This window comes from Saccharopolyspora gregorii (assembly GCF_024734405.1).
Lineage (GTDB): Bacteria > Actinomycetota > Actinomycetes > Mycobacteriales > Pseudonocardiaceae > Saccharopolyspora_C > Saccharopolyspora_C gregorii.
Genome location: NZ_CP059556.1, coordinates 5,583,748 through 5,598,232 on the forward strand (window position 1 = coordinate 5,583,748; position 14,485 = coordinate 5,598,232).

14 protein-coding genes are annotated in these 14,485 nt (G+C 72.7%); 5 read left to right on the forward strand and 9 right to left on the reverse strand.

Translation table 11 applies throughout. From position 1 onward, the window contains the following. Positions 1–10: 10 nt before the first annotated feature. From H1226_RS24415 to typA, 5 genes are all read right to left on the reverse strand, one after another. Entirely contained in the window at positions 11–376 is a 366-nt protein-coding gene (locus H1226_RS24415) for a hypothetical protein (protein ID WP_224956061.1), read from the reverse strand. Beyond that, on the reverse strand, positions 373–1,284 hold the full coding sequence (mshB, locus tag H1226_RS24420; RefSeq protein ID WP_258343074.1) for an N-acetyl-1-D-myo-inositol-2-amino-2-deoxy-alpha-D-glucopyranoside deacetylase: 912 nt from the start codon (positions 1,282–1,284) through the stop codon (positions 373–375). Before mshB ends, H1226_RS24415 begins: the two co-directional genes overlap by 4 nt. Before the next feature lie 126 nt (positions 1,285–1,410). Further along, the gene (locus H1226_RS24425) at positions 1,411–2,010 is read right to left on the reverse strand and encodes an LURP-one-related/scramblase family protein (RefSeq protein WP_224956063.1); all 600 of its coding nucleotides are present in this window, start codon (positions 2,008–2,010) and stop codon (positions 1,411–1,413) included. 31 nt (positions 2,011–2,041) lie between these two features. Continuing rightward, positions 2,042–3,775 (reverse strand): ABC transporter family substrate-binding protein, encoded by a 1,734-nt coding sequence (locus tag H1226_RS24430; RefSeq protein WP_224956064.1) that lies wholly within the window; start codon positions 3,773–3,775, stop codon positions 2,042–2,044. Positions 3,776–3,923: 148 nt separating this feature from the next. After that, positions 3,924–5,849, reverse strand: coding sequence for a translational GTPase TypA (gene typA / locus H1226_RS24435; RefSeq protein ID WP_224956065.1), 1,926 nt, complete (start codon positions 5,847–5,849; stop codon positions 3,924–3,926). 397 nt (positions 5,850–6,246) lie between these two features. On the opposite strand from typA, the gene H1226_RS24440 reads away from it, so the two are divergent. Further along, positions 6,247–6,417, forward strand: coding sequence for a hypothetical protein (locus tag H1226_RS24440; RefSeq protein ID WP_258343085.1), 171 nt, complete (start codon positions 6,247–6,249; stop codon positions 6,415–6,417). Between the two features lie 46 nt (positions 6,418–6,463). On the opposite strand, the gene H1226_RS24445 is transcribed toward H1226_RS24440, so the two are convergent. Next, complete coding sequence (locus tag H1226_RS24445; protein WP_258343088.1) at positions 6,464–6,787, reverse strand: YciI family protein; 324 nt, start codon at positions 6,785–6,787, stop codon at positions 6,464–6,466. A gap of 218 nt (positions 6,788–7,005) precedes the next feature. Between H1226_RS24445 and trpS the strand changes: the two genes are divergently transcribed. Beyond that, a complete protein-coding gene (gene trpS / locus H1226_RS24450) occupies positions 7,006–7,971 on the forward strand; it encodes a tryptophan--tRNA ligase (RefSeq protein WP_258343090.1) in 966 nt (321 codons plus the stop codon). A 244-nt stretch (positions 7,972–8,215) separates the two neighbouring features. Here trpS and H1226_RS28210 read toward each other — a convergent pair whose 3' ends face one another. The 3 genes from H1226_RS28210 to H1226_RS24465 form a co-directional block, all read right to left on the reverse strand. Continuing rightward, positions 8,216–9,055 carry an NUDIX domain-containing protein gene (locus H1226_RS28210; protein ID WP_309148762.1) on the reverse strand — a complete coding sequence of 280 codons (840 nt, stop codon included), beginning with the start codon at positions 9,053–9,055 and terminating at the stop codon, positions 8,216–8,218. Positions 9,056–9,197: 142 nt separating this feature from the next. Continuing rightward, on the reverse strand, positions 9,198–10,586 hold the full coding sequence (locus H1226_RS24460; RefSeq protein WP_224966084.1) for a sensor histidine kinase: 1,389 nt from the start codon (positions 10,584–10,586) through the stop codon (positions 9,198–9,200). After that, positions 10,583–11,326 (reverse strand): response regulator transcription factor, encoded by a 744-nt coding sequence (locus H1226_RS24465; RefSeq protein ID WP_224956070.1) that lies wholly within the window; start codon positions 11,324–11,326, stop codon positions 10,583–10,585. Before H1226_RS24465 ends, H1226_RS24460 begins: the two co-directional genes overlap by 4 nt. Before the next feature lie 139 nt (positions 11,327–11,465). Here H1226_RS24465 and H1226_RS24470 point away from each other — a divergent pair, with 139 nt between their 5' ends. From H1226_RS24470 to H1226_RS24480, 3 genes are read left to right on the forward strand one after another with little or no spacing between them, the layout of a single operon-like run. Next, the gene (locus H1226_RS24470; RefSeq protein ID WP_258343093.1) at positions 11,466–12,599 is read left to right on the forward strand and encodes a LolA family protein; all 1,134 of its coding nucleotides are present in this window, start codon (positions 11,466–11,468) and stop codon (positions 12,597–12,599) included. After that, complete coding sequence (locus H1226_RS24475; RefSeq protein ID WP_258343095.1) at positions 12,599–13,576, forward strand: ABC transporter ATP-binding protein; 978 nt, start codon at positions 12,599–12,601, stop codon at positions 13,574–13,576. Before H1226_RS24470 ends, H1226_RS24475 begins: the two co-directional genes overlap by 1 nt. Continuing rightward, positions 13,573–14,436: an ABC transporter permease gene (locus H1226_RS24480; protein ID WP_224956073.1), complete on the forward strand. Its 864-nt coding sequence runs from the start codon at positions 13,573–13,575 to the stop codon at positions 14,434–14,436. Before H1226_RS24475 ends, H1226_RS24480 begins: the two co-directional genes overlap by 4 nt. The last annotated feature ends 49 nt before the right edge of the window (positions 14,437–14,485 follow it).

Here is a 14,485-nt window from a genome sequence, read left to right on the forward strand (position 1 = left end):
GGCCGCCCCCTCACCTGCCGGCGGACCTGCCCAGGACGATCCCGAGCATCATCGCCGACGGCAGCGTCCCCGCTCCGATCAGCAACAACGTGCGCCAGTCGTTGCCCATCAGCATGACGTCGCCGCCGGGGCCGAAGAGGCCGAACACGAAGATGGTGGCGAACCACACCACCAGCGGGGCCGCCGCCACCCGCCTGCTCGGCGCGAGCCGGCCCGCCGCCGAGACCAGCATCGGCGTCGTCACCGCCGCCACCGCAGTGGTGATCGGGAACGGCGTGCTCCCGATCCACAGCGGCAGGTACAGCACCTCCACCAGCGCCAGCACCACCGCGTCGAGCAGCAGGAAGCCGAACACCAGCCGGTCGAGGCCGCTCACCTCGGCTCCACCGGTTCGGTCCCGCTCACCCCGAGCCCGCCGAACAGGTCCTGCTCGCCGCCCGCCGGATCACCGGTGGCCAGCACGTAGTGCTCGGTCCCGGTCAGCGGGTGCGCCACTCCGTTCGACAGCGCGTAGGCGCCGGGGCCGTCCTCGTTGTTCCACTCGTCCACCCACACCCGGACCTGGGTGCCGTGGGCGCGCAGGGCGCGGATCTTGGCCGGGAGGTGGTCCGCGACGTCGATCACCGTGGTGATCGATTCGTCGGGCACGCTCGCCAGGTCCGCCGGGTCGGGGAGCTCGAACGGCAGCGCTTCGGCGGTGGCCAGCTCGGCCAGCCCGGCGCGGATCCGGTCCCGGGACGGCACCGCGTGGAACACCCGCAGCACGTCCGGGACGCGTTCGGCCGCGGCCATCGTCACCTCGTGCGCGCGCACGTGGTCGGGGTGGCCGTAGCCGCCGTCGGCCGCGTACGTCACCACGACCTGGGGCCGCACTTCGTGCAGGATCTCGGCGAGCGCATCGGTCTGCTCGGCCAGGTCGCCGACGGCGAACGCCCGCGGGTGCGCCGAGGGCAGCGCCCCGGCGCGGCCGGGTTCCTCCCACAGCATCCCGGAATCCCGCCACCGCCCGATGCCGCCGAGGAAGCGGTGGTCGGCCACCCGCAGCGCCGCGCAGGCGGAGCGCAGTTCGCCCACCCGGTAGCCGCCGAGCTGGTCGGCCTGGTCGGCGGCCAGTCCCCGCAGGCTCTCCGGGATGACCTCGCCCTCTTCACCGAGGGTGCAGGTCACCACCGTCACCTGGACACCGCGCGCCGCGTAGCGGGCGATCGTCCCGCCGGTCCAGAGGGTCTCGTCATCCGGATGCGCGTGCACCAGCAACAACCGGGGAGGAGCCGTCAGCGTCACCTGCACAGCGTAATCGGCGCGGCGCGCCCCTCCGCGCGGTGGTCGAGCAGCCGGCGACGCGCCCTGTCAACCAGCGTCGATCAACTTTCACCCGAGCCGGTGGACCGGATCCCCCGGACGATCAGCTCAGCGGCCCTGCAGCGCGTCCAGCGCGACCGCCTGCGCGAACACCACCCGCCGGTCCAGCCGGTCGTCCCGGACCGTGATCACGTAGCGGTCCCGCAGCGCGAACTTCTTCTCCACGGACAGCACGACCTCCCCGTCCACGGTGAAGTCGAAGTGGTAGGGGAAGAAGAACGGGATGTTCTCGATGAACGGGATGAACTCCCACCCGCGGCGCAGCAGCGCGATCGCCTTGCTGCGCTCGTGCCCGACGCAGCCGGGGTGGCCGGGCTGCTCCACGTGCCAGGTGGACCGGGTCAGCGACTTGCGGAAGTCCTTGCGGAACGAGCCGATCGGCGCGCCCGCCGCGTCGGTGACGTCGTAGCCGGAGGCCAGGTCCATCACCTTCCGCGCCCGGAAACCCGCCACCGGCCGGGTCTTGTCGGTGTCCGCGTAGAGCGTGACCTGCTCCTTGAGCGCGACCCGCTTCTGCTGCGCGAACGCGACGAGCTCGCCTTCGCCGCCGTGGCCGTCGTCGGCCCGGATCTCGTACCGGTTGACCATCAACGTCATGCGCTGGCGCATGTGGAACGTGCTGATCTGCTGCAACGGCCCCGAATCCACGTTCTCTCCTCGCTCCCGGCCCGGCCGGAGGTCAGTACCCGTCGTTGTCGCTGGGGGTGCCCTTCCAATCGGCCGCGGTGGAGAACGGGCCCGACAGGCCGTTCCCGCGCTGCACCCCGGTCACGTCCCGGCCGAACGCCAGCACCTGCGCCTGCTGGTACAGCGGCAGCGCCACTGCCTGCGACCACAGCACCGATTCGACCTTCGCCGAGGCTTCCGGGAACGGGAGCGCCCCGCTGAGCGCGGCGTCGATCGTCGGCTGCAGCAGCTGGTCGCAGAACCCGGTGGCGGTGAACGGGAACGGCTGGTCGTCCGAGTCGACGCCCGGGCAGCCGTAGGAGGTGGCCATCATCGCCGCCGGATCTCCGTCGGCCGGGCGCGGCGCGATCGCCATGTCCACCGAGCTCGCCGCGCCGGGTTCCTCCGACAGCGGATTCGCCGGCAGCATCTCGCCGAAGAGCTGGTCGCCGGTGGGGGTGACCACGGTGGCCTGGATGTCCTGAGCCCGCAGCTGCGCCGCCGCGTCCTCGGCGATCCGGATGTACTGCTCGTGCTCGAACGGGGCCGCGATCACCAGGTTCAGCGTGCGGCCGTCCTTGGTCCACGCCCCGGCGCGGTGCTCGTACCCGGCTTCGGTGAGCAGCCGCTGCACGCGCGCCGGATCGGGTCCGTCGGTGCCGGGCGGCTCGGTCGGGGTGTACCCGCGTTCCGAGGGCGCGAGCACCTGGGCGTGCGCGTGCAGCTGGTCCCCCGGCCCGCCACCGCTGCCGACGTCGATCAGCGCCTCGCGGTCCAGACCGGCCACGACGGCATTCCGCACCCGGGCGTCGGCGAGCTGCGCGCTGGTCGGCCGCAGCAGCACCTGCATCGTCGCCGGGCGGGGAACGGTGCTGACCTGAACCGACGACCCCAGGTCGCGCAACGCGCCCATGGTGTTCCGGTCCGCTCCGAACACCGCCATGTGCAGGTCCCCGCTGCGGAGCGCGGCGACCTGACCGGCCTGGTCGCTGGCCCGCAGCACGATCCGGTCGGACACCGCGGGCTTGCCCCAGAACCGGTCGTTGCGCTCCAGGATGATCTCCCCGCGCTGCAGGTCGACCTGGCGGATCGCGAACGGCCCGCCCGAGGCCGGGTAGCCGTTGTCCAGCGCCGTCGTCCACCCGCGCGGCGCGTCCCGCAGCAGGTGCGCGGGCAGCAGGTTCGCGAACAGGCTCTGCCAGCCCGGGTAGGGCCGTTCGAAGGTGACCTCGACGGCCTTGCCGCCGTTGCGCGACTGCACGTCGTCGATCAGCTGGTACCCGGCGGGATCCGACACGCCGGGCTGGGAGCGCAGCTGCTCCCACAGGTAGACGAAGTCCTCGGCGGCGATCGGCGCGCCGTCCGACCAGGCCGCCTCCTTGCGGATCCGGTAGCGCACCGTGAACCGCTCCGCCTCCGGCACGACCTCCGCCGACTCCATCAGCGTCGTGTCCAGCGCGTTCGCCCCGTCCGGTCCGGGCCGGAACACCGAGGGCAGCATCAGGCTGGACAACGCCGAGCTCGTCGGCGACAGGTCCGCGAGCGTGTGCGGGTTGAACCCGCCCTCCAGCGAGTCGACGCCGACGACGACCTCGGTCGGCATCGGCTGCGTCGACGGAGCCGTCTGCGGACTCGGCTCCGGCGGCGCGACCAGCGGAGGCGGCGGCGCGTCGGTGCACGCCACCACCAAGCTCCCGATCGTCACCAGCAAGCTGACCACGGTGAGCGGACGTCGACCCTGGTGCACGCTGCCGAACCTCCCCTCGTTCCCGGTCGCCGATCGCAGGCGGACGCGGTGTCCCCCTGTCGGAGGACGCGCGGAAGCACTCATGGTTCCGCGCGTCCTCGCGGCGCCGCACACCGGGGTGGAAACGCTCAGCTTCTGCTCAGGGAACTCAGCCGTTGTCGCGAGCCTTGGCCCGGGAACGCTCCCGGCCGCGGGTCGTCGCGTCCAGCACGACCTTGCGGACCCGGATCGCGTCCGGCCCGACCTCGACGCACTCGTCGGCGGAGCAGAACTCCAGCGCTTCCTCCAGGCCCAGCGTGCGGGGCCGGGCCAGCCGCTCCAGCTCGTCGCCGGTGGCGGAGCGCATGTTGGTGAGCTTCTTCTCCTTGGTGACGTTGATGTCGAGGTCCTCGGCGCGCGGGTTCTCGCCCACGACCATGCCCTCGTACACCTCGGCGCCGGGCTCCACGAAGAACGTGCCGCGGTCGGCCAGCTGCATCATCGCGTAGCTGGTGACCGGGCCGGTGCGGTCCGCCACCAACGAGCCGCTGTGCCGGGTGCGCAGTTCGCCGACCCACGGGAAGTAGCCCTCGAAGACGTGGTTGGCGATGCCGGTACCGCGCGTCTCGGTGAGGAACTCGGTGCGGAAGCCGATCAGGCCGCGCGAGGGGATCACGTAGTCGAGCTTGATGCGGCCGGTGCCGTGGCCCTCCATCGTCTCCATCTTCCCCTTGCGCCCGGCCAGCAGCTGGGTGATCGCACCCAGGTGCTCCTCCGGCGAGTCGATGGTGAGCCGCTCGAACGGCTCGCACAGCTTGCCGTCGATGGTCTTGGTGACCACCTGCGGCTTGCCCACGGTCAGCTCGAAGCCCTCGCGGCGCATGGTCTCCACGAGCACGGCCAGCGCCAGCTCGCCACGTCCCTGCACCTCCCAGGTGTCGGGGCGCTCGGTCGGCACGACCTTGATGCTGACGTTGCCGATCAGCTCGGCGTCGAGGCGGTTCTTCACGAACCGCGCGGTGACCTTCGTGCCGCCGTTGCGGCCGGTCATCGGCGAGGTGTTCACGCCGATGGTCATCGAGATCGCCGGGTCGTCCACGGTGATCCGCGGCAGCGGCTGCGGGTCGTCGGCGTCGGCGAGGGTGTCGCCGATGGTGATGTCCGGGATGCCCGCGATCGCCACCAGGTCACCGGCGTGCGCCTCGGCGGCCGGCACCCGGTCCAGGTTCTCGGTGATGAGCAGTTCGGTGATCCGCACCTTCTCCACGGACCCGTCCTCGCGGCACCAGCCGACGGTCTGGCCCTTGCGCATGGTGCCCGCGTGGATGCGGCACAGCGCGATGCGGCCCAGGAAGGCGGAGGCGTCGAGGTTGGTGACCAGGGCGCGCAGCGGTGCCTCGTAGTCGCCGACCGGCGCGGGCACGTGCTCCATGAGCACGTCGAACAGCGCGGTGAGGTCCTCGTCCTCGGGCAGGTCGCCGTCGGCGGGCTGGGTGAGGCTCGCGCGCCCGGAGCGGGCGGAGGCGTAGATCACCGGCAGGTTCAGCACGGCGTCCATGTCCACCGAGCCCTCGCCGTCGTCGAGCTCGGAGGCGAGGTCCAGCAGCAGGTCGTGGGCCTCTTCGACGACCTCGGCGCAGCGCGCGTCCGGGCGGTCGACCTTGTTCACCACGAGGATCACCGGCAGCTTCGCGGCCAGCGCCTTGCGCAGCACGAAGCGGGTCTGCGGCAGCGGGCCTTCGCTGGCGTCGACCAGCAGCACCACGCCGTCGGCCATGGACAGGCCGCGCTCGACCTCGCCGCCGAAGTCGGCGTGGCCCGGGGTGTCGATGACGTTGATGGTGACGGGACCGTCCTCGGTCTCCCGCCGGACGGCCGTGTTCTTGGCCAGGATCGTGATGCCCTTTTCCCGTTCCAGGTCATTGGAGTCCATGACCCGGTCGACGAGTTCGGCACGTTCGGAGAAGGCGCCGGATTGCCGCAGCATGGCGTCCACCAGGGTGGTCTTACCGTGGTCGACGTGCGCGACGATCGCGACGTTGCGCAGATCATTGCGGATCCGCTGGTTCGGTTCGGCGACGCTGGTGGCGGGCACGCGAGCACTCCATGAGTTGGAAGACGAAGATCAGGTCTGGCGGCGGGCGCTAGTCGACCTCGGCCGGCCGCCGTCCCGCTGCCGCCGCTGCGGGAAGTTGCGGCCCCCGGCGCGGACCCGCGTTCCGAGAACCCCGTGCTCCGGCAGGCTCACCCATCGTGAGAAGGCGGCCGATCGCGGACGGCGGGGCCGTCATTGTCGAAGGCCCGACACTTGCTGAGGCTCGGTGCGTTGTCGACACGCGGCCTAGTCCAGCGTAGAGCACTTCCCGAACGGGGCCGCGGACAGGTGTTGAGCGCAACACCCGCGGCCGCTGGTTCGCCGGAACCACCGGGACCGACCTAGGGTGGCGGTGTCCGGTCCCCGAGCGGACCCCTCCGGCAGCGGGAAGCCAGTCGTGGGCAAGAAAACGATCAAGGTCAAGCGGAAGTGCTGCCTTTCGAAACCGCCGTGCAAGCAATGCCCGATCGTGGTGCTGCGGGAAGCGTTGAAGGACGCGAAAGCACGCGAAGCCAAGAAAGCGCAGAAGAAGGCGAAGAAGGAGTCGAAGGAAAAGGGATCGCATTGATCCGCTCCTCGGCGCGGCAGCCCAGGCGCGGATCAGCGCGAACGCTCTATTCGCTGGTCGGGACGAGCTGGTCGGCGTACTTCGCCATTTCCGGCACGGTGCGCAGCGCCTGGAATTCGATCACTTCGTGCCGGGCGAGTTTTCGCAGCTCGAAGGGATCGGTGGCGAGGATGGCCTCCAGCCTGCCGCGGGACATGGATCTGGCGATGAGCACGCCCCCGGTCAGCGGGCGGCCCGGTTCCGGAGTGCGGTGGCCGGTCGTGATGAAGTCACCGGCCTCGTAATGTCTGCTCACCCACTCATAGTGATCCACCAATGCGCCGTCGATGTCCGATTGCGGAGCCGTGTAGTTCAGCAATACGACGAACATGAATCCACGATAGTCCTCCTCCGGCACGAGTGCCCATACCCTTCTGATAATGTGCGTGCCGTACACGAAATGTCGCATCCGCGTCTGAGCATGTGGTGGGCCGCCCCAGGGCGGCCCCGGCTCGTCGTGCGCTGAACCGCACGCACATCGGTCGCCACCAGGCGACCGGGCGATGCGCGGTGCAGGCTGGTGAGCGGCCGTCGATCCGAGGAGAGATCGTGACCCGCTTGTCCGGCATCACCCCGTCCGGCCACGTCCACCTGGGCAACCACCTCGGCGCGCTGCGCCGCTGGGCGACCGGGGGCAGCCCGGAGGACCTGTACTTCATCTCCGACCTGCACGCGATGACGCTGCCGTACCGGCCCGAGCGGCTGCGCGCCCTCACCAGGGAGAACCTGGCCGTGCTGCTGGCGAGCGGCATCACCGCCGACTCGGTGTTCGTGCAGTCCGACCTGGCGGGCGAGCTCGGCGCGCTGAACTGGGTCCTGGAGTGCACCTGCGGCTTCGGCGAGGCCGCCCGGATGATCCAGTTCAAGGAGAAGGGCGCCGGGCAGGACAGCGCGCGCCTCGGCCTGCTCACCTACCCGGTGCTGATGGCGGCGGACATCCTGCTGCAGGGTGCCACCGAGGTTCCGGTCGGAGTGGACCAGAACCAGCACGTCGAACTGGCGCGCACGCTGGCCAGGCGGTTCAACGGCGGCCGCGGGGAGGTGTTCGTCGTCCCGCGCGCCGTGGTGCCGAAGACGGCCGCCTCGGTCCGGGACCTGTCCGATCCGGCCCGCAAGATGGCGAAGTCCGCGCAGCAGCAGGCGGGCGTCGTGTTCGTGCTGGACGAACCGGACGTGGTGCGCCGCAAGTTCCGCCGCGCCGTCACCGACGACCGGGCCTCGGTCCGCTACGACCCGGACGAGCAGCCCGCGGTGGCGAACCTGCTGGAGATCCTCGCCGCCTGCACCGGTGGCAGCCCGTACGCGGCGAGCTCGGCCGCGAGCACGTACGCCCAGCTCAAGGACACCGTGGCGGAGGCGGTGGTCGAGCTGCTGCGGCCGGTCCGGGACGGCGCCCGCGAGCTGCTGGACGACCCCGCCGAGCTGGACCGGGTGCGGGAGAAGGGCGCCGCCCGCGCGGCCGAGCGCGCCCGGCCGCGGCTGGACGCCGCGATGCGGGTCGCCGGGTTGCGTTGAACGTCCCCTGATCGAACGAGCCGAGGCCGGGGGCCCGGGATCGGGCGCCGCGCGCCCCACGGGCCCCTGACCTGGGTTCTCGACCCGTACCGCCGAATCGCCTCCGCCCGGGCGTTCGTTCGCCAGTTCGAGTAGTTCGGACTGGAAACGTGGCGAACAGGTGGTCGAACGCGGCAACCTTGCTGCATGAACGCAGCGAACGCACACCACGGCCGGAACGGCTTCCGACGCGGCGGCCGAGACCTCACAGCGGCAGCTCGCGCAGCGAGTGCGCCAGCACCTGGTCGGCTTCGAGCCAGTCCAGCCCGCCCAGTTCGGACCGGGTCGCCCAGCGCACCGCCCGGTGCTCCACCGCCCGCGGCTCGACGCCGGGGTCGGCCAGTTCCGCGGTGTGCACCCGCAGCAGCATCCCGCCGCGCAGCGGCACGTCGGTGCCGACGCGTCCGGTCGGCACCACCTCCACGTCCAGCTCCTCCTTGCACTCCCGGACGACCGCGTCCTGCTCGCTCTCCCCCGGCTCCACCCGGCCACCGGGCAGTTCCCACCGACCGGCGTCCCGCGCGGGGAACCGGCGCTGCTGCACGAGCAGCCGCCCCCGCCGCGTGATCGCCGTCCCCACCACGACCGGCCGCGCCGCCCAGGACTCGGCGAGCGCACCGACCGCGCGCATCCGGCGCGCCAGCACCGCCAGCACCACGCGACGGGCCAGCGCCACGTCGACCAGCCGCCCGAGCGCGCCGAACGGCGTCGTCCAGCGCAGCGAGTCGGTCAGCAGCGTGTGGCCACCGGCTTCGGCCAGCACCGATTCGTGCCGCAACTCCTGGAGAGGACCAGCGATGAGCACCGATTCCAACCGATCCGCGTCGGCCCGCACGATGCGGGTGCGCAGCCGTGCCGCCGGGAACTTCGTCCACCGGAAGGCGAGGTCGTCCCCCGGGACGAGGAGTTCGGCGGCGGGCGTCAGCGCCCGGCCCTGGATGCCCAGCTGCCGCAGGCCCTCCTCCGCGGTGCGGGTGTGGCGCAACGCCGCCCCGACCGTTCGCAGCGGGGCCGCCACCAGACCTGTGCTTCGCAACACCGACACGTGGGGACATCCTGCCGCACGCCGCGCGGGGCGGTCCCCGGGGTGGTTCCCGTTCCGGGAGGCGTCCCGCGCCCGAGCCCCGGGCGCGTTCCACCGGCTGCGCGCGGTCGCCTGTCGGCTGCGCGGCGCGCTCGCGACGGTCTCAACCCCCGCGGGGCGCGGGGCGCAGCGGGCCGGGCAGCGGCCAGCGAATCTCGATGCGGGCACCGCCTTCGGGCGACTCCGCCGCGTGCACCGAACCGCCCCGGCCGCGCACGGCTTCGGCCACCAGAGCCAGTCCCAGCCCGGCGCCGCCGGTGCGGCGGGCCCGGTCCGGCTGCACCCGGTGGAACCGGTCGAACACCCGCGTCCGGTGCTCGGCGGGGATCCCCGGTCCGTCGTCGTCCACGACCAGCCGGACGCTCTCGGCCGCCGGGAGCAACGACACCCGGACCAGCGCCCGCGCGTGCCGCAGCGCGTTCCCGATCACGTTGTCCAGCACGGTGGCCACCTCGGCGGCACCGGCGAGGATCACGACGCTCCCGGTGGGCGCGGTGACCTGGACCCGGGGCCGGCCGCCCCGCAGGTTGGCCCGGTCGGCGGCCGCGCGCACGGCGCTGCCGAGCTCGATCGGCTGCTGCGGCGGCTGGGAACCGGACTCGGCCCTGGCCAGCGCGAGCAGTCCGTCCACCAGCTCCGACATCCGCTGCGCCTCGGCGGCGATGTCCTGGAGGGTCTCCTGCGCGAGCTCCGGGTCGGGGTGCACCACGGCGACCTCGGCCTGCGCCCGGATCGAGGCGACCGGGTTGCGCAGCTCGTGCGCGGCGTCGCCGGTGAACCGGCGCAGCCACTCCGTGTCGCCGTCGCGGCGGGCCAGCATCTCGTTGAGCGCTTCCGCGAGCGCGCGCAGCTCGTCGTCGGCCGCCGGCACCGGCAGTCGACGCCCCTCCGGCAACCGCACCGCGGCCACCCGCATCCGCTCCACCGGGCGCAGCGACCGGCGCACCACCAACCAGGTCGCGACGCCGACAGCACCCGCGGCGATGATCGAGCCGAGCGCCAGGGCGCGGCCCGCCGAGCGCACCGTGTCGGAATGGCCGATCAGGTGCGCGCCGCCCAGCACCAGCCGCGGATCGCCCGCCGGGTCGGGCACCACGGTCCCGACCCAGCGGTAGAGGCCACGGGCCGGGCCGTCCGCGGACCACTCGACGACGCCCTCGCCGCTCTTGAGCTCGCTGATGTTCGACCGCCCCAGCCGCGGGTCCGGCAGGGAATCGACCGGGACGCCCGAGGTGTCCAGCACCCGGACCTCACCGCCCGCCACCTCGCGCGGCGGTGTCCCGGTGGCGACCTGCCGCGCCGCGACCTCGACCTTGCCGTTCAACTCCGCGTCCACGGATTCGACGAGCAGCCAGCTCATCAAGCCGACGCCGAAGTGCGCGAGCACGCCGAACCCGACGAGGGCCACCGCCGTCGCGACCGCGCTGGTCCGGAACCGGAGGGTGCGGCGCGACCACCACGTCCGCAGCCGCCGCAGGGGCGACCAGTTCACCGGGAGCCGTCCCCACCGCGTGGCTTCGTCGGTTCGGCGGCGGCGACCTCGTCCTGGTCCGGTTCGACGCTGACCTGGTAACCGTGGCCGCGGACCGTGCGCACCAGGTGCCCAGCGCCCGCCGCGGTGAGCTTGCGCCGCAGGTAGCCGACGTAGACCTCGACCACGTTGCGGGTGACGAACTGGTCCGCGCCCCACACCTGGCGAAGCAGGTCCTCCTTCGGCACCACGGTGCCCGGACGGCTCGCCAGCGCGACCAGCAACCCGTACTCGCGCGGGGAGAGCGCCACCGGTGATCCGGCCCAGCTCACCTCACGGGCATCGCGGTCGATCTCCAGCTCGCCCACGCGCAACCTGGCGTGCCGCGCGGAGCTCTCGCCGCGACGTGCCAGGGCCCGGACTTGCGCGGTCAGCACCAGGAAGGAGAACGGCTTGACCAAGTAGCCGTCGGCACCGAGGTCCAGCCCGTCGGCTTGATCGACCTCGCCGTCCTTCGCGGACAGCAGCAGGACCGGGGTCGTGATCCCCTGGCCGCGCAGGCGCTCCAGCACGCGGTACCCGGACAGGCCGGGGAGCATCACGTCCAGCACCACGACGTCGAAGGACCCGGTGGCGGCGAGCCGCAACGCCTCCACTCCCTCGACCGCGACCGCGACCTCCATGCCCTCGGCGGTCAGGCCGCGCCGCAGCGCGGTCCGGACTCCCGGTTCGTCGTCGACCACCAACACCCGCGGCTGCATCTGCTCAGCATGCCGTCGCCGCACCACCGCGCGCAGCCACTCCTGAGATCCTTCTCAGCTCGATCGGACCGCTCTCAGGACCATCTCAGCTGCGCGGGATCACGCTCGGGGCAGCGGATCGGATCACCAGGAGGACCGCATGAAACGCAGGAACGTCGTAGTCGCCGCGTCGGCGGGCGGGCTGGCCGGGTTGCTCGGCCTCACCGCACTGAGCCTGCCTGCCGGCGCGGACGAGGACCCGCAGCTGCCGCCGGTCGCGCCCGAAGCGCTGGTGGAATCGGTGCTGACCTCGACTCCCCCGGCGCTGACCGGAACGGTGCGGGTGGACAACGCGCTCGGCCTCCCGGCGCTGCCCGGCGTCGACGGCGGCGCCGGCTCGATGTTGGGCGACGGGACCAGCACGCTCCGGGTGTGGAACGACGGGCAGGGGCACAAGCGCGCCGCGCTGCCCTCGTCCTCCGGCGAGGTGACCGTCGTCGACGACGGGACCGCGCTGTGGAAGTGGGACTCGGAATCCCGCACCGCGACCCGGGCCACCAAACCCGCGAACGCGGGGGACGAGGATGTTCGCGGCCCGCTCGGCCACGGCCGCGGTGCGGCGGACCAGGACCCGGCGGCGCTCTCCCGGAGCATCGTCGAACAGCTGCGGCAGACCAGCGACGTCGCCGTGGACGGCACCGCGACCGTCGCGGGCCGGGACGCCTACGAGCTCGTGCTGACACCGAAGCCGACCGAGCGCACCGTGCTGCGGGAGGTCCGGCTGGCGGTGGACGCGGAGACCCGCTCGCCGCTGGAGGTCACCGTGCTGACCAACGGCTCGGACGAACCGGCGCTGCGCGCCGGGTTCTCCGAGCTCGACCTGTCCCAGCCGGACCCGGCGATGTTCCGCTTCACCCCACCGGCCGGCACGAAGGTCGAAGAGGCCCCGGCCGGGGATCGGCACCACCGGGAAGGCCGGCCGGAGGGCCGCCCGGAGCACGCCGGGCAGCACCCGACCGTCGTCGGCGACGGCTGGGACACGGTGCTCGTCGCGCACCTGCCGCAGCAGCCGGAGCGGGCCGAGTCGCCGCGCGGCGAGGACGGGCAGCGCGGTGGCGAGCGGGCGAACCCGCAGGCGCTGGCGCAGCAGCTGGGCAAGCCGGTCAGCGGACCGTGGGGCGACGGCTGGCTGATCAGCACGAAGGTCGGGTCCGCCCTGGTCACCTCCGACGGCCGCGTCGCGGCCGGTGCGGTTCCCGAGCAGGTGCTCACCACCGCGGTCGGGACTCCGTGATGACCGGAGTGGCCGAACAGGCCGAGCAGGCGGGGGCGGCCACGTCCGCCCCCGCCGCGGTCGAGGTGTACGCCGCGCGGACCTCCGGCCTGCGCAAGACCTACGGCGACACCGTGGCCGTCGCGGGCATCGACCTCGCCGTTCCCCGCGGCGCGGTGGTCGGGGTGCTGGGTCCGAACGGATCCGGCAAGACCACCACGATCCGGATGCTGCTGGGCTTGATCAGGCCCACGGCGGGCTCGGTCGAACTGCTGGGCCGCGCGCTGCCGGACGAGGCCGACCGGGTGCTGCCCCGCGTCGGGGCGCTCGTCGAGGGACCGGGCTTCCACCCGTTCCTGTCCGGCCGGGAGAACCTGCTGCGGTGCGCCGCGATGGAGCCCGACCTGGCGGGTGCCGACATCCGGGCGGCGGTGGACGGAGCGCTGCACCGCGTCGGGCTGACGGCCGCCGCGGGCCGCCGGTTCCGCGGCTACTCGCTGGGCATGAAGCAACGGCTGGGGTTGGCCGCGGCCCTGCTGGTGCCGCGGGAACTGGTGGTGCTCGACGAGCCCACCAACGGGCTGGACCCGGCGGGCACCAGGGAGATCCGCCAGATCATCGCCGAGCTGCACGCCGTCGGCACGACCGTGCTGGTGTCCTCGCACCTGCTGTCCGAGGTGGAGGCGACCTGCACCCACGTGGCGGTGCTGCACCGGGGCACGCTGGTCGCGCAGGGTGAGCTGGCGAGCCTGCTGGAATCGGGCGGACCGCACCTGATGATCTCCACCCCGGACCTCGATGCCGGGCTGGACGCGCTGCGGGACAGCGGGATCTCCGCCCGGGCGGAGCAGGGCGCGCTGCGCGTGGATCTGTCCGAAGTGGACGCTCCAGAAGTGGTGGCGACGCTGGTCCGCGCCGAAGTCGGGGTGCACGAGGCACGACGCGGACGTGCGGGCCTGGAAGACCTGTTCGCCCGGCTCACCGAGGAGGAATCATGACCGCCACCGCACCGGCCGAGGTGGCCGAGGCGCCGAAGGCGCGCCGCTCGGCACCGCTGGGGCGGGTGCTGTTCGCGGAGTTCCGCTGGGTGCTGCGGCGACCGCGGAACCTGCTCGCACTGCTGATGCTGGCGGGGCTGCCGGTGCTGATCGGCGTGGGCATCGCGTTGACCGGCGGGCCCGGTGGTGGCGGCGGGCCGTCGGTGTTGAGCGCGGTCGCGGGCAACGGGCTGGTGCTGCCGGTGGCGAGCATCGTGCTGGCGCAGACGATGCTGCTGCCGCTGGTGGTGGCGATGGTCGCGGCGGACGCGATCGCGGGCGAGGCTTCGCACGGCACGCTGCGAGGGCTGCTGATCGCGCCGATCGGCCGGGTCCGCTTGGTGGGTGTGAAAGCGGCGGGCGTGCTGCTGATGGTGCTGCTGTCGGTGCTCGTGCTGGCGGTCAGCGGCCTGCTCACCGGTTTGATCATCGTCGGCGGTGACGGCCTGGTGACGTTGTCCGGCACCACGCTGTCGATCGGGGCGGCGCTGGTGCGCATCCTGCTGGCGGTGCTGTGGTGTGCGGCGCAGATGGCTGCGGTCGGGGCGGTGGCGTTGGCGCTGTCCTCGTTGACCGAGCACCCGCTGGTGGTGATGACCGGGACGATGGCGGGGCTGATCGTGTTCGGCGTGCTGGGGACCGTGCCTTCGCTGGAGTGGATGCGTCCGCTGCTGATCACCACCGACTGGTCGGCCGTGATCGACGTGCTGCGGGACCCGATCTTCACGGACACGTTGTCCACGGGACTGCTGCGCGCGGGGTGCTACCTGGCCATCGGCCTCTCGGCGACGGTGCTGCGCATGGTCACCCGGGACGTCTGACCCGGGCGGGACCGGCGCGGTGGGGCCACGACCGGGGACCACCGCGCCG

Bases quoted from the DNA above. Each gene is read 5' to 3' on its own strand.
- H1226_RS24470 (WP_258343093.1), top strand. From the start codon at position 11,466: ATGAAACGCAGGAACGTCGTAGTCGCCGCGTCGGCGGGCGGGCTGGCC.
- H1226_RS24480 (WP_224956073.1), top strand. From the start codon at position 13,573: ATGACCGCCACCGCACCGGCCGAGGTGGCCGAGGCGCCGAAGGCGCGC.
- H1226_RS24465 (WP_224956070.1), bottom strand. From the start codon at position 11,326: ATGCAGCCGCGGGTGTTGGTGGTCGACGACGAACCGGGAGTCCGGACC.
- H1226_RS24445 (WP_258343088.1), bottom strand. From the start codon at position 6,787: ATGTTCGTCGTATTGCTGAACTACACGGCTCCGCAATCGGACATCGAC.
- H1226_RS24475 (WP_258343095.1), top strand. From the start codon at position 12,599: ATGACCGGAGTGGCCGAACAGGCCGAGCAGGCGGGGGCGGCCACGTCC.